Annotated in this window: 13 protein-coding genes; 1 reads left to right on the top strand and 12 read right to left on the bottom strand. The window is 37.8% G+C overall.

Going from position 1 to position 15,007, the window contains the following annotated elements:
- Positions 1-378: 378 nt before the first annotated feature.
- Positions 379-3,357, top strand: a complete 2,979-nt coding sequence (locus MTP24_RS00485; protein WP_243532261.1) for a DUF3857 domain-containing transglutaminase family protein — start codon at positions 379-381, stop codon at positions 3,355-3,357.
- 375 nt (positions 3,358-3,732) lie between these two features.
- Here the strand turns inward: MTP24_RS00485 and ylqF are convergent, their stop codons facing one another.
- From ylqF to MTP24_RS00425, 12 genes are all read right to left on the bottom strand, one after another.
- Complete coding sequence (gene ylqF / locus MTP24_RS00480) at positions 3,733-4,686, bottom strand: ribosome biogenesis GTPase YlqF (protein ID WP_243532259.1); 954 nt, start codon at positions 4,684-4,686, stop codon at positions 3,733-3,735.
- A 265-nt stretch (positions 4,687-4,951) separates the two neighbouring features.
- Positions 4,952-5,530 (bottom strand): hypothetical protein, encoded by a 579-nt coding sequence (locus MTP24_RS00475; protein WP_243532257.1) that lies wholly within the window; start codon positions 5,528-5,530, stop codon positions 4,952-4,954.
- A 91-nt stretch (positions 5,531-5,621) separates the two neighbouring features.
- Positions 5,622-5,765 (bottom strand): hypothetical protein, encoded by a 144-nt coding sequence (locus MTP24_RS00470; RefSeq protein WP_243532255.1) that lies wholly within the window; start codon positions 5,763-5,765, stop codon positions 5,622-5,624.
- Between the two features lie 54 nt (positions 5,766-5,819).
- Positions 5,820-6,020, bottom strand: a complete 201-nt coding sequence (locus MTP24_RS00465; protein ID WP_182678416.1) for a hypothetical protein — start codon at positions 6,018-6,020, stop codon at positions 5,820-5,822.
- Complete coding sequence (locus tag MTP24_RS00460) at positions 6,020-6,949, bottom strand: viperin family antiviral radical SAM protein (protein ID WP_243532253.1); 930 nt, start codon at positions 6,947-6,949, stop codon at positions 6,020-6,022. Before MTP24_RS00460 ends, MTP24_RS00465 begins: the two co-directional genes overlap by 1 nt.
- Before the next feature lie 75 nt (positions 6,950-7,024).
- Positions 7,025-7,690, bottom strand: coding sequence for a hypothetical protein (locus tag MTP24_RS00455; protein WP_243532251.1), 666 nt, complete (start codon positions 7,688-7,690; stop codon positions 7,025-7,027).
- Entirely contained in the window at positions 7,683-8,075 is a 393-nt protein-coding gene (locus MTP24_RS00450; protein ID WP_243532250.1) for a hypothetical protein, read from the bottom strand. Before MTP24_RS00450 ends, MTP24_RS00455 begins: the two co-directional genes overlap by 8 nt.
- 26 nt (positions 8,076-8,101) lie before the next feature.
- On the bottom strand, positions 8,102-8,632 hold the full coding sequence (locus MTP24_RS00445) for a hypothetical protein (RefSeq protein WP_243532248.1): 531 nt from the start codon (positions 8,630-8,632) through the stop codon (positions 8,102-8,104).
- A gap of 289 nt (positions 8,633-8,921) precedes the next feature.
- Positions 8,922-9,989: a macro domain-containing protein gene (locus MTP24_RS00440; RefSeq protein WP_243532246.1), complete on the bottom strand. Its 1,068-nt coding sequence runs from the start codon at positions 9,987-9,989 to the stop codon at positions 8,922-8,924.
- 7 nt (positions 9,990-9,996) lie between these two features.
- Positions 9,997-10,605 carry a DUF4433 domain-containing protein gene (locus MTP24_RS00435; RefSeq protein ID WP_243532244.1) on the bottom strand — a complete coding sequence of 203 codons (609 nt, stop codon included), beginning with the start codon at positions 10,603-10,605 and terminating at the stop codon, positions 9,997-9,999.
- 80 nt (positions 10,606-10,685) lie between these two features.
- Positions 10,686-12,005, bottom strand: coding sequence for a hypothetical protein (locus tag MTP24_RS00430; RefSeq protein ID WP_243532242.1), 1,320 nt, complete (start codon positions 12,003-12,005; stop codon positions 10,686-10,688).
- 24 nt (positions 12,006-12,029) lie between these two features.
- On the bottom strand, positions 12,030-15,005 hold the full coding sequence (locus MTP24_RS00425; protein ID WP_243532240.1) for an HsdR family type I site-specific deoxyribonuclease: 2,976 nt from the start codon (positions 15,003-15,005) through the stop codon (positions 12,030-12,032).
- Between the last annotated feature and the right edge of the window lie 2 nt (positions 15,006-15,007).

The following is a 15,007-nucleotide window of genomic DNA, read 5'->3' as shown; positions in this document are numbered from 1 at the left end:
ATTAACGGTACAACACGCTGTTTATTATATAAACCAATAAAAACGTTAGGCTTTATTTCATAAACACTGCATTTTAAATAATGCTTTTTAATTTTGTATCGGTAACTTAAAAGGCCTTATTGATATCGAGCATATTGTTATGTTTAATAATTTTTACTGCAGCTGCGCCCTTTAAGGTATAAATAAATAGTCGTAAATTCTCCCATAAACACATTGAAGAAAGGTTTATTTAATTAAAGTTAAAGCAGGCGAGTATTTAAAAATAACGCATTACTAAAGCTCTTCACGATTCAATCTGTATGATAATATCGATTAAAAATAGGCCACTATATAAACCTATAAGTGGTATGCATTAATAACAAATAATAAGAATTAAAAATGAAACGGACATTTCTTTACCCTATTTATTGGCTACTAACATGTGTTTTATTTCTATGTAATGCACCAGCTTATGCTACGCAATATAAAATAGATGCACCTGGTAATTGGGTCACCCTACATGACGTAAAACAGCCCCAAAAAAGTGATATGGCAAAAATGCGCGATGGCACACTTTACCTATTACTCGACAACCAAACTTATGTTCCTGAACGTCAAAAGCAACAACGATACACACGCCTAGTAATGCAAGCACTTAATCAAAGTGGCGTTGACTATATAAGCCAGTTAAGCCTCGATTTTGACCCAAGCTATCAGACCCTAACATTGCACACACTCTCCATAATTAGAGATGGTAAGCACATAGATAAGCTTTCAACTGCAAGGTTATCTGTTATCCAGAGCGAGCCTGAATTAGCTGATAAAATTTATAACGGAAGGCTTTCTTTAAATATCATTGTTGACGATATGCGAAGCGGAGATATGCTCGATTATAGCTACAGTGTTACCGGCAGTAATCCTATCTATGCCAATAAATTTAGTACTCGGCGCACACTAAGGTGGTCAGTGCCCGTAGTGCAACAGTATATGCGTGTTTTATGGGGTAAAAAAACACCTCTTAATATAAAAACCATAAATGGCACTGCCGAAACAAAACAGACTGAAAACCAATACGGTACGGACTACTCTATATCAGAGTTCGAAGCCCCTTTACTCACGCAAGACTCTGAAACACCCACCTGGTACAACCCATACATGCAAGTTTATCTCTCTGAATATAATAGTTGGGACGAAGTTGTTAATTGGGCATTACCACTTTATGAGTCAGCAATCGAAACACCCAGTAGTATTAACGCCATAGCGCAATCTATACAGGCACAGCATACCAATACATCCGATAGGATTGCCGCAGCATTACGCTTTAGCCAAGACGAAATACGCTATTTAGGTTTAGAAATGGGCACCAATTCTCATCAGCCAACACCTGCCTCAGAAACGCTATCTCTACGTTATGGTGACTGTAAAGATAAAACAACTCTACTCATTTCATTATTAGAAGCGATGAAAATAGAGGCATACCCTGCTCTTGTAGATACAGAAGAAACGAAGCGCTTAATAGAACTACCGGCCACAGCAAGCGTTTTTAACCACGTAATTGTAACTCTTGAGTACAAAGGCAAACGCTATTGGCTGGATCCAACCATTAGTTATCAACGAGGGACACTTCCCTATTTAGCGCAGCCCGATTACGGATATGCACTTATTATAAAAAATGGCGAAAATACATTAACGCCTATGGCACAAACTCCTGTGCATAAAAAGGTAACAGTAAACGATCAATTTTATATTCCTAAAACAGTAAAAGAACCGGTCCTATTTACTACCGAATATTCTTATGCCGAGTTTCAGGCTATTAATCGCAGAAGTAATTTAGCGCGCAACGGGCTAGACAGCGTTGCAAAATCATACCTTGAATACTACCAAGGTTTTTTTGACGAGCTCAAAATCGATAAACCCATGGCGGTAAGTGAGGACCAACAAACAGGTCAGTTTATCACTAGCGAGTCGTACCTTATTAGCCAATTTTGGGAAAAAACCAGTGACGGATATGAAGCTGATTTTTACGCCTCTGAAATACAAAACAGTGTTTACGAGCCAAAGCAAACTAATCGCACAGACCCACTTTATTTTGAATACCCCAATATAATCGACACCAGCATAAAACTTCATTTCACTGAAAAAAACTGGGCGTTTGACAATAGCCAAGACGAGATTGATAACGACTACTTTTATTTAAAAACATCCGTTAGCTTTAATGATAATATTTTAACGCTAAGCTATCACTTTTACGCAAAGAAAGACCATATTCCCGCTGATAAAATCAGCGACTACCTAGCGCAACGAAACAAACTTATTTCAGCCACGCACTACTCAATTTTAAAGTACGCAAACACAACTGAGGCGCCTCAAACAACGGCCGACATACTCGATAACCTTGGAGGTAATTGGCTTAAATACGCACTTGCCGGTTACCTTTTATTATTTATTTTCTTTATTGCAGACTGGCGACTCGAGTCGGCAAAGCGCCCTACTTTTGAAAATAACCCATTTTACGCTGTATCGGTCAGCAAGTTTATTATTTACAGCATTTTAAGCTTAGGTATTTATATTAACTATTGGTGCTACCGTAACTTTAAAGCTATAAAGCAGCACAGCAATGCTAATATAATGCCTATTGCTCGCGGTATTTTCGCCATTTTATGGTATTACCCGCTTTATCAAGCACTGAAGCAACACAGTGAATTGCAATCAAGTAAAAGTAAAATAATCCCAAGCTGGGGGGCTGCTGTTTTATTTTTATTAGTACTTGCAACCACATTGGTTTACCGCATGGAAGAATACGCCACTATCGCATTGCTGGTTATGCCTTTTCTATGGCTTCCATTAGTGAGTTACATAGAGCACGCAAACACCAACCAAAAAGCTTTGCATTACAACTCTTACTGGCGAGTCAGACAGTACTTTATGTCTCTGGCGCTTGCGCCAATATTACTCTTCGGTGTACTTCAAGAAGCTAATATTTTACCTGGTAGCGCTATAATAAAAGGCGAAAAGTTATGGGCTTATCAAACTCACTTTTTAAAACGTAACCGCCTAACACCAGAAAATGAAGACGTTCTCTATTTTTATAGTGATGCCATGTTTGACTATCGAGACGATGGAAACGGAATAACTGATAATTATATTTTTAGCTACTATAAAAACGATGCTGGAAAGCTTGAGTCAGACCTTAGTCACTTTAATGACATTGATAAAATAGAAACCTCATACGGTAAAACTGAACTAGATAACACCACTATTAAAGTAATAAAAACAGATGGAAGTGATTTTTTACTTATTGTTAGCAGGTTTAATAAGCTCGATGAAGTGCTAGTTGATAAAATAAATTTACGCTTAAGTGAAAATAAAAAAGAGTAGTTATTTAACGCTAACATACCGATTTAAAAGAGAATAAAAAACGCCCACCAAGATAATGATAATTATTTGCATTTGAGTATTGACAGATACTTAGATCTAATTGATAATCACTATCAACAAGGCAGAACATACAGCTTTGTAACGGAATGAATAACTTGTTTCTCGACCCTGAAACAACGTGTGGCGCACGTTAACAGCTATGGTTACTTGTTATTAACCGCAACGCCCCTTGATGTTGATGATAAGTAACCGTCCTACTATTTTACTTGCTACATTGCTCATATCGGTGACGGTAGATATGAAACTAAAAAAGCCCTTACGGGCTTTTTTTATGTCTGAAATTTAGTGAGCAACATACTCACATAAGCTCACAATTTAACGGCGGTTTTTTCGTGCGCGTGCACGGCGCTGTTTTTTCTCTTCTTCTTTAGCAGCTTTTTTAGCTTCTGCAGCGGCGCGTAATCCGGCAACCATTATTTCTTCTTCTTCACGCATGGCTGGTGTTTCCATGGTAATGCGACCAATAATGCCATCTCGAAGTTCGTTAATGAGTATTTCAGACATTTTATACGTGTCTATTTGATTACCACCACGAATACAACCACGCTTTTTACCCGCCATTTCCACAAATTCCCAATCGCTTTCTGGCAATTCGTTTAACTTATAGCGCGCTTTTAGTAGTTCAGGGTAAGCATGCAGTAGATATTCAGCGGTGTAACTAGCAACTTCTTCGTACTCAAGTGCAGTGTCGCGTATTGCACCCGTTGCACCTAACCGATAACCTGAATTTTCGTTCTCTACTTTTGGCCAAAGCATGCCTGGCGTATCGTATAGCATAATGCCATCTTCAAGCTTAATGCGCTGCTGCGCCTTGGTAACCGCAGGTTCATTACCCGTTTTTGCCACTATGCGACCAGCTAATACATTAATTAATGTAGATTTACCCACGTTTGGAATACCCATGATCATGGCTTTGATTTGCTTATCGGCACCCACTTTGTGCGGCACTAACTTTTTGCAAAGCTCATTAATACGATGTACTTCAGCGGCTTTATCATGACCAAACGCAATGGCTTTAACACCACTTTCTTGCTCAAAGTAGTCTCTCCATACTTGAGTCATTTTAGGATCGGCTAAATCAGCCTTATTTAAAATTTTGATGACCGGTTTGCCTTCACGAAGGCTTGTCACCATTGGATTTTCGCTACTATAAGGAATGCGTGCGTCAAGCACTTCAATGATCACATCCATTTGTGGCATTATTTCTTTAATTTCATTTCGGGCTTTATTCATGTGCCCAGGGAACCACTGTATTCCTGCTCTACTCATTTGATTTGTATGACCTTTAATTAAAGGCCGCAGCCTATGGGTACTAATGTGGGTACTAAAAGTAAAACTATGCTTTTGTACTTTTCGTTTATGGGAGTTAGTCTACTACAAAATTGCACTTGGATTCTTATGAAAATATATGAATAACTAAATATCAATTTAGTCCACACTCTTTATATACCTTTCTATAGGCATGTTATTCCCTTTCTCACGTGCTTGTTGTGGGCTGATTAAGCCAGTCAGTTATTTCTATTTCAATAAAAATTTACGATGGTATAAGTATTTTGCAAACACCCGTTTTTTCAAGGAAATCTATGCCAATTAAATACGGCCTATAATATCCCTCAATTGAATCTTCTTTTTCATTAGGGGCAAATAAGTGTATACACTCATGCAATGGAAAGTTACCTCGATTAAATATTAAATCAGCATGTGCTTCCCCAGTACAATCAAGTATCGTTCCATCAGTTAAAGTTAGCCAAACATGTGCCTTAATAGGTTCATTTAAACCAGGGGAATTTAACTCACTTTTAATACTCGCATCCGACATTTCACAATAAATATAATCATGCCAATACCGATCCCCTATTGTAATATAGCTGTCTATATTTAAATCTTTCTTTAAAAAATACTGAAGCATTAGATGAACATCCGTACATTTACCTGCCAAGTCTTGGGATGACTTAAAACCGTGAAGTTGCAACATTTCAAGACAATGTATTAATACTTCTTGTTTTTTATCTTCACTAATGTTTTTACTAAACGGTACTGGACTTGGAGGCAATTTTAGCTGTAACTCTTGAGTTCTAAGCACCGCGTCTTCAATTCTTTTTTTATAATTCAAATCTCTTACCTACAAATTTATATAAAGTATCTTGCGTAATATAAAGCTAAGCGCAGCTTTTGCTGCGCTTAGCTTAAATAAAATTATTTAACTATTTTTTACCGTTATAGTTAGGGTTGTTCGGATTTAACTGATTACTTCGATTATCTTGTGTTCTTTGGTATGGAACATTGACTCCAGAAGTGCCTTTATTGCTGTTTCCTTGGTTTGATTTATGATCATTATTGCTAGACATATATGTCTCCTTAAAAAGTTAATTGTGATTCGACTTATGGAGTTTCAGCGTTAGCTAAAACTCCTTCAATCGTCGAATATCCATTTTAAAGTTTCGATATGCTCTAAAGTCACTTGGTGTGCTTGGAACTGTTATTTTAATACCTGATGGCGCAATCAGCCTTGGATGACGCCCACGCTTTAAAGACCAACCTTTTTTCTTCAATAACTTACAAACCAACGTATTAATGTTTTTATCATTACTATATTTTTTCATTATTGCTCTCCTAGTGTTATCAAATTCTCTTTAATAACTTGCGGAAAGCTTGAAGGGTATCGGCTTGCGAATGCTTTAACGTTAAAGTTCACATGATTCAAAGCCTTAGAAACCCCTATATCCAATATTGAAGGACTAAGCGTTAATCCCTGACACGATGACGAGTTTTGGTAAAAGTTACCTTCTGGATTTATCATCAAATATGATTGCCACATATCGCAATTATCTTCAATTGCAATAACATTATTGTGCTCTTTATGCTTTTGAACATAAGAATCATATTTTTCTTGCGAGATAGTTAACTGGTCACTATAGACAGGTAATGCACGTAAGAGCTTCCACTTGTCGGGTTGCAATAATGCGATTGCTGCATTCAAATTTTCACGAAAGTTAAATGCATTAACAACAGTATTAACTTTCAACTTACCTTGAGGATTTAACTGACGATATAGCGCTGTAACAGTTAATGCTTTTTGCGGGGAAAACCACTCACCTTTACGATCTATTCGGCCAATGCTTTGAGCAATTAAATAATCTGCAGTATCAAAACTTAAACCAAGCATATCTAAATGAGGGGCAATACGCCTTAACATTGTTGGTGACAAAAAATGTCCGTTAGTAATAAGTGATGTATTAAAGCCTATACTCTTTGCAAATAATAAAGCGCTAACAAAGCGAGCACCTAACATAACAGGCTCTCCACCGGCAAAGTTAATCCTTACTGATTGATAACCTAATTCTTGTCGTATTTGATTATTCGAAAAAAAGTACTCAGCCAGCATTAGCAGTAAATCTTGAATGCTCTCTGAAGAATGATGTAACTCTGTTGCTGACGTATTATCTTGCCACTTAGCGTAACAATAACCACAACGGTAATTACACGCTTCGGTCATGTGAAAGTTAATAACAAGCTCTTTAATATTTGTCATATGAATCTCCATCTATTGCTGACAGCCATAGATTCACTTAGTGCAATGCACTAACAAACATTATTTTTTTAATAATTACATTTTTTGAAAATACCCTAATAGATCATCAAACTCCTCTGCTTCCTTGTGTCGAGATGTTATATGTTCTATTAATTGCTTAACACTATGATTATTTGTATCTAATTGGCTTGATAATGCTAACGCTTTGTCTATATCGTTATTTAAATAAGCTAAGAGCAAGTTATCTGTTGAGCTGGTAAGGGCAGATTGCGCAAGCAATGCATGTAATAAACTGAGATTTTTCCCTAAAGCTAGCTGAGGCATTACGGCAAACGGGTTAGGTAATCTCTTTTTACGCAAGTCACAATCACTAGCAAGCGCATTCGCAAATTCAGCAGCGGTCGCTTTACTCAGAGAAATTCCCATTAATGAATTACTTTCGCCAAATAATTGCTTAACTATCACAGCACAATGGTGCCTAAAGCTCTTATCTTCAAATATTTTTTTTACGTCTTTGGGATCATGAAAAATTGCATTGAGTAGTAAAGCATTAAATAGCACATCTAGCTGCCCATCCGCCAAGCGCTTTGTTGACCTTTGAACCTTTAGCTCAGTTTCAACTTTAATAAGCTTATTACGAACAAGGGAATTTGCTTTATCTTTTAAATATGTGCTTTCTTTGGCAACATCGATCCCAAATAAGAAGCGAATAGCATCAGGAACGGTCATACCACTAGTCATTGCAGTAAACCGCCTCAAGTAAGTGACTCGCTTTAAGTCCTTTTAGTTGCTCTGCACCAAATGACATATTCGCAATTATTTGTGCTAAGTCGAACCAATTACTCTTTTTATAATGTCTATATCTTTTTTTACACGACGGTGAGCTCTTAATATATTGTTGCAATACGCCTATACAGTAGCCAGCACGCATAGCCTCTGATACTGAAGTATGAAGAGCAGCATACTTCCCAGGCTCTTGTTTTCGGTCAAATATCTCAATCACTTCTCTACAAGATGATTGCAAAAATACTGGGTCATCAGGTTGGAATACTTGCTCTTTTGCCTCAAGGCGGGTCGTACTAAAAAAAACGGTTAAGACCACTAAACTTAAAATTAATTTTTTCATTGTTATACTTCCAAACATTTGTAAACTTAGCTCATCGCTGCTGGTTGATCATTATTTGATTCATTGTCAGGCAAGTTACTGGTTGCATCATCTTTACTTTTATAAAAGTTGGGCAAAGGCGTACTCGCATAAATTGCAATAATTGTAATAAGAATAGAAAGGAAGGATTGAATATCTGCATATTTATCTAATATAGCCACCCCAAGTACACCTTGGTCTATTAATTCAATTATTAAATAGAGTGTAAAAAAGAGCGTACAAAACAGTTCAGCAAGGGCAACTACAAATACAAAGCGCTTAAGTGCTTTCCATTTAGTCCAGTTCAAAGCAAAACAACGCGCAAAAAACCGCCATACTGAGGCTATAAATATAATGAAAAGTCCGACTTCACTCAGATCTAAATCAGATAAGCCAGCATCATACTCAAAAAAATAAAGGGGAATAGAAACCAAGCTAAAAGCAGCAATTAAGCTTAAGGCCAAATAAAGAAAAACAATTATAAAACCATGAGCAAAATGCCCAAATAAAATATCAACAGTATTAAAAACAGACTTCATTTTCATCCTTGAATTTATATTAAAGATAGTTATTTTAAAAAACTATGACTACTTATTGACTCAGATTAGGCTAAGCCACAAGTAACAATTTAATCAGAAAACAGCCCTTTCTAGTAAGACCAAACATGGTAACTAACATTATTAAGTGCAAATTCGTCTAAACACTCAGGGCCTATTTCAATTTTCAGTAAGTATTTCGAAGGGTAACCTAAGTAAGTTAATCTGATATTCAAAGCATAGCCAAAGCACGGCACAAAAGGGAAGCATCGCGCTTCCCTTTAAAATAGTTTTAAGCTGTTTGTGCTTTTAAGTTCAACCAGTCTTCTTGTTTTAGCTTGTTCCAAGCAGCAAGGATATGGGTGGGCTTCATTTCCGACTTTCTAGCATTCCAGCTATGTACTGTATTAATAAGCTCTTCATCAGTAATGTTATTGCCTTCTAACTCATTCGTTGCAACCCAATGCACAGTTGAAAGTAGCTCCATACCGTTTTGCGACTCAAAGCCTTCTATTAGCCTGGCTACTTTATCAAATCGTTGCTTTGTGTTTGGGCATTCTTGCAAATAGTTAATTGCTTCGATAGCCGCATCACCTTTTAACTCTATAGGCGTATCAGGCTTATTTATACCGTCTGCATAACCAGTAATAAAGTGACCTTCCATTTTATCTAGTACATGGCGCAGCACATCAGCATAAGGGCCATAATGATGCTTTTTAAATACCACTTTGTTTAAAGGCTCACCAGCAGCAGTTAAAAAATACACAAGCTTTTGTACTTCTAATAGCGATAAGCGATAACCAAATCCTGTAGAGGTATAACGCTCAATCAAGCCTAAAACGGCGGCTCTACCCAAGGTCATGTCGGGTCTTTTAGTTTTATTAGGCATAGCCTGGGCACTTGGTGCATTTTGTGGAGGATAAACGCGCCACTCAACGCCTGGTAACTCAGCTAAAGAACCCTGTATTAGTGAATCAACAGCATGCCAATCTAAGCCCCCTAAACCACTTCCCAGTGCTGGTAAAGCGACAGATTTAAGCCCTAACCGCTTTACTTCAGCTTTTAAGCTGTTCAGCCCTTGCTCTATATATTCAAGTTTAGAACTACCTTTCCAGTGTGCTTTAGTAGGAAAGTTAATAATGTAAAATGGTGCATTAATGGAGTTAAGCTCAACAGTTAACACTTCACCTGTTACTAGCTCTTTATCGTCACAGGCTTTTTTGTATACCTTAAAATTATCTGGAAAGGCCTTTTTAAACTGCAAAGCAAGCCCTTTACCCATTACCCCTACAGTGTTAACTGTATTGATAATAGCATCAGCTTGATCATGTAATATATTGCCTGTTTGATAAGTAATCATCTTAACCTCAGTAGTACCACTGCGGCCTAACTACGACCTCTGGTTTATGCTGCACAGTTTGAAGTAGCATATTTACTTCATTAGCAACATCTTGTGTTTTTACGCCTATTTGGCGAATAGCTGCCCATTGTACAGATTCAAACGCTAAAAACTCAGCTTGTTTTTCTTCTTTAAAGTCCTGCCAATAGCGTTCATTAATAATACGTTTAATATCCAACTCATTAATACGTGTAAAATCATCAATTTGCTCTGCATAGTCTAAATCAGCATGAATATCAGTAAAAAAGCAATGTTGGTTTCCCAGGCACACAGTTTCTGTGTCACTAATTAAGTGTAATACCTTATCTTGCCCACCGCCAAAATCATCATGCCCGCAATGAATAACATACAACATGACTGAGCGCGGGCAAAAATTAAACGGCACATACTGCCCAATTGTACCACCCGCAGCCACTTTTACAGGGCGAACTAAACGGCGTTGCTTAATATGGTTATAGCCAATATTTTGGTTAACTAAACCAAGCTCAATACGTTTAGCGTCAGACCATAAGCAACCTTGACCTAAAATGCTAGCCAGGTTATCAATGTGCGTTATATGAGATACTGATACTGTCATGAAATCCTCATAACCCAAAATTCTTTAACTCGCTTAAATTCCAATATGAAATCAATGTAACGTAAATAACAATTAAAAGCCTAGTCGTAATCCCTTGGTGCACCGTTAACAGTAAGTTCGTAATCTTGTAAGCCAAAATAGCCCATAACTGGCTGGCATTTAGCCTCAACACTTACAGTTATATCCCTTCCCGGAACATCTGACTCCCTTCTGTGAGAGCCACTCGCATATCCACTTAGTTTTACATCAAAGCTTGTATTAAAATTATAAACATCAACTGATAACTCAATTTCATCAAAAATGGTATCTGTTTCGGCCATCGGTCCTGATAACTCATCTCCCATTAACAAATCATATGAATCTTCATTAACCCTTTCTGAGATTTCTTCGGCTAATGTATCTTCTGATACAAGCTTAAAAGGAAGGCGCTCAAATAACATTTGAGTATGATCAAATATTAAATCCGAACTTAAATCTTCATTCTCTGAATTTTCTAGTTCACATATATCATCTAACTTTTTAGCTAAATCGTTATCTAAAATAATATATTTAAGTTTACTCAGATTCTCATTATTAAAATCTTTGTCATTTATAAGGTCATCAGCTATTTCATAGCCAAAAACAGCTGCAATACATGAGGCAAGCCCTGATGCTGTAAGTGCAACCCCATCCTCTTTTAAAGAGTTAGACAGCAAATCCATAAAATAAAAAACAGCGGGAAACCGATGCGAAGCCATAGTGGCGTTATGAATTGCAGACTGCTCTTCATACCGTTGCTTTTCTTTGGTTGCTTTGCGTTGTTTTTCTTCTAGCTCTAAACGCTTTTTCTCTAAACTAATTTGTTCAGCTTCAGCATCTGCTTTAGCTTTATCAGCTATTGCTGTAGCTGCTTTAACTTTCTTATCAATGTAATCTCGAATTCTATTTCTTCGTTCTACCCTATCTTTTTCTTTTTGAATATCTAATGTTACATCTTGTGCTAAAAAGTCTTTTTCAGGATTTGCTCTAAGCCTTTCCTTATTGAGTTCCCATTGCTTTTTAGTATGTTCAATATCTAAATCAACAGCATGTGAATGCTGCAAAACAGCTGTCTTTTTTTGCTTTTCTTTCACCCATAAAGAAGCCCAAGGAAGTATAAATAAGTAGCCTATAGTGAGCACAGTAGGTATTACTAATAAATCTAAATCTTGTTTTAATAGACTTGGATTTGACAACACAGACATACTTTCGACTAAAGCATTTATTCTTTTCTCTAAGTCGCCTTTACCCCAAAACAAAAGCGCTAATTTATCCCAGTTACAAAAACACCATGAAACAATAAACGTTCCTGCTATGGGATCTTTGATTCTGGTCTTTGCATTACCTTTTATCGTAGACCAGATATCATCTAAAACTTGCATACCCAGTCCCTAAAATAATTGTCATTAATAATATTCCTTTATGTACCCATACGCTCTATCAAACAGTATTTGGTCTGTATGGAGCTTGTATTTAAGTAGTGCCTTGCGCAGTGATTTTTGTACTTCGCGTTCGCCACCTGTGGTGGTTTGCCAGCCTGGGAAGCGAACAACACGTACAATAGCGTCTATGTCGGTTACTATGCGCTCTACTACAGCAGGGGTTTGATCGTCTTTAAGCTCTAAAAACAGGTCTGTTAATGCGGCTTTGGGTGTTTTTTCTTGCAGTTCGTCGTCTAATTCTTTTTCTGCCTGGACGGTTTCTTTGGCTATTTTACAAAGCTCTTTAACAAAGTCGATTGAGGCTATTAGGCCTTTTTCGGCTTTGTCGCGCAGGGCTTCTAGTCGTTCACTTAATGATTTAAATACAGGTAAATCGCCACGGTCTTTAAAACGCTTTGCTAGCTCTTTTTCAAGCTGTTTTGTTTTACGTGGGTCTGGGTTATTAAATATGTTTTCTATAACATCAGCATCAAGCACAAACTCTTCTAGGTTATGTACATTACCTACATGCACGTTGTCGTGTATGAGTTGTGTTGTTTGTGCGCCTAGCGTTAGCCACAACAACTTACCAATGTTGTCTGAGGCTGGTTTTACCGACTCATAAACCTGGGCTAGCCATTTGTAATCTTCGTTGTATTCATCAAGTACGCTATCGGGTGAAAGCGACTCCCAAAGCTTGGCTAGGTATTTAAAATCGAGTGCAAAAGCATCTTTCTTATCATCGGTGCTTATAGCGTTCTGTGCGGCCTCTAGGCCTTCAAAACCGTCAATAGTTCTGTCTACACCAATAAAGTGAGCTAATGTATCGGACATCGCTTGTGGAAGCTTCACACGTAGTTCACTCAGATTAGAGATAACTTGTTGTACGCTTTCTTCATCAAACTCTAGTGCTTTTGCGGCATCGTCAAATACGCCAAAGTAGTCAACAATACAGCCAAAGGTTTTATTGGGATATAAACGGTTTGTACGACATATTGCCTGTAATAAGGTGTGGTCTTTAATCGACTTATCTAAATACATGGTTTGGCATATAGGTGCATCAAACCCGGTTAGCAGCTTTGCGGTAACAATAATAAATTTAAGCTCTGATTTTGCATCGTTAAATTCATCCACCAGCTTTTCTTGCTGGCTTTTATCTACGCCCCATTTTTGCTTAAACTCATAGTCATCGTTCGCGCTGGTGGATATAACCACCTTACTGGCCGCTACATCAAAGTGTTTATCAAGTTCCTCTTTATATTGCACACAGGCATAACGGTCTGGTGTCACTATCATGGCTTTAAAACCATGGGGCTCCACTTTATCCATAAAGTGAATGGCGATGTCTTCGACTATTTTTTCAACGCGCTCAGGTGATTTTAAAAACGCTGACATTTTGGCTGATTTTTGATTAAGCGCATCGGCTTCTTCATCTGTTAGCGCGGCGCTTTCTTTAAAGTCTTTAAAGGCTTTATCGAGTGCTTCTTTATCTACGTGTACATCTACCAAACGTGGCTCAAAATGAAGTGGCAAGGTGGCTTCATCACGAATAGAGTCATGGAAGGTATAACGGCTCATATAGCCGCCTTTATCTTCTTCTGCGCCAAATGCCCAAAAGGTATTTTTATCAGCTTTGTTTACGGGCGTACCGGTTAAACCAAATAAAAAGGCATTAGGTAAAGCAGCACGCATTTGGCGGCCTAAATCACCTTCTTGGGTTCTGTGTGCTTCATCCACTAATACAATGATGTTTTCACGCTCGTTCATATTAGGTTTGGCATCACGGAACTTGTGGATCATTGAGATAATGATCTTTCGAGTATCACGCTCTAGCATTTGCTGTAATTCTTTAATGCTATCGGTTGATTCCACGTTAGCGACATCAGCCGCGTTAAAGGTGCCGCTAATTTGGGTATCTAAATCGGTTCTATCAACCAGCACAATAACTGTTGGGCTTTTAAGCTGTGCAGCACGGCGGAGCTTTTGTGCAGCAAACACCATTAATAATGATTTACCCGAGCCTTGAAAGTGCCAAATTAAACCTTTTTTAACTTTACCCTCAATCACACGCTGAACAATTTTATTAGCACCTTCATATTGCTGAAATCGCGGTATTACCTTAATACGCTGTTTCTTTTTATTAGTGGTAAACAACGAGAAGTTTCGCATTATATCCAGCAAGCGTTCAGGGCTTAATAAATCGGTTAGTTCAGCCCCTACACCCGATAAGCCAACAGCACGGGTTAACTGTGCATCTTCAACACGCCACGGAGCCCAGAACTCTAACGGGCAACGTATTGCGCCATAGAACAACTCTTTGCCTTCAGTAGCAAAAGATAAGATATTTGGCACAAATAGCTGAGGTACAGCATTTTCATAAATGCTATGTACTTCATGAGCACCATCTAACCAACTTACTGAGGGTCTAATCGGTGTTTTTGCTTCACCCACCACTACAGGAATACCATTAATCATTAATACCACATCGGGTATTTTGGTTTCACGGTGGTGAATACGGTATTGGTTAGTCACCACGTAGTCGTTACGGGTTAAATCATCAAAGTCGATTAAGTTAACGGGTACGTGGCGATTGTTTTCGCCAAATGGCATAGTTTTCTCACCTGTCATCCAAGCGAAAAACTCTTCATTGGCTTTTACTAGCCCAACTTGATTTACCGAAATTAAAATAGCACGGAGTTTATGTATTACTTCATCAGCCAAATTAGGGTTAGCTTCAATCTCAGGATTAAGGCGTATTAATGCTTTAACCAATTCAGATTCAACTAAAACCTCATTAACACCACGGCCTAATTGCTCTGGCGATTGGAATTGCCATTGAATTCCAAATGATTTTGGCTTTGGTTCTGAAACTTCATTTTTACCATGAGAGACGTTAAAATTAACGCCCGTCATTTGATGGATGATGTAGTGTTCCACACTATTTAATTCGGTAAATCCCATAC

The organism is Pseudoalteromonas sp. APM04 (genome assembly GCF_022809815.1).
GTDB classification, from domain to species: domain Bacteria; phylum Pseudomonadota; class Gammaproteobacteria; order Enterobacterales; family Alteromonadaceae; genus Pseudoalteromonas; species Pseudoalteromonas marina.
This window is presented reverse-complemented; position numbering and strand designations above follow the sequence as displayed.

Excerpts from the sequence above, each read along its gene's own strand:
- MTP24_RS00485 (WP_243532261.1), top strand. The coding sequence starts at position 379 with ATGAAACGGACATTTCTTTACCCTATTTATTGGCTACTAACATGTGTT.
- ylqF (WP_243532259.1), bottom strand. The coding sequence starts at position 4,686 with ATGAGTAGAGCAGGAATACAGTGGTTCCCTGGGCACATGAATAAAGCC.
- MTP24_RS00470 (WP_243532255.1), bottom strand. The coding sequence starts at position 5,765 with ATGTCTAGCAATAATGATCATAAATCAAACCAAGGAAACAGCAATAAA.
- MTP24_RS00465 (WP_182678416.1), bottom strand. The coding sequence starts at position 6,020 with ATGAAAAAATATAGTAATGATAAAAACATTAATACGTTGGTTTGTAAG.
- MTP24_RS00460 (WP_243532253.1), bottom strand. The coding sequence starts at position 6,949 with ATGACAAATATTAAAGAGCTTGTTATTAACTTTCACATGACCGAAGCG.
- MTP24_RS00455 (WP_243532251.1), bottom strand. The coding sequence starts at position 7,690 with ATGACTAGTGGTATGACCGTTCCTGATGCTATTCGCTTCTTATTTGGG.
- MTP24_RS00450 (WP_243532250.1), bottom strand. The coding sequence starts at position 8,075 with ATGAAAAAATTAATTTTAAGTTTAGTGGTCTTAACCGTTTTTTTTAGT.
- MTP24_RS00445 (WP_243532248.1), bottom strand. The coding sequence starts at position 8,632 with ATGAAGTCTGTTTTTAATACTGTTGATATTTTATTTGGGCATTTTGCT.
- MTP24_RS00440 (WP_243532246.1), bottom strand. The coding sequence starts at position 9,989 with ATGATTACTTATCAAACAGGCAATATATTACATGATCAAGCTGATGCT.
- MTP24_RS00435 (WP_243532244.1), bottom strand. The coding sequence starts at position 10,605 with ATGACAGTATCAGTATCTCATATAACGCACATTGATAACCTGGCTAGC.
- MTP24_RS00430 (WP_243532242.1), bottom strand. The coding sequence starts at position 12,005 with ATGCAAGTTTTAGATGATATCTGGTCTACGATAAAAGGTAATGCAAAG.
- MTP24_RS00425 (WP_243532240.1), bottom strand. The coding sequence starts at position 15,005 with ATGGGATTTACCGAATTAAATAGTGTGGAACACTACATCATCCATCAA.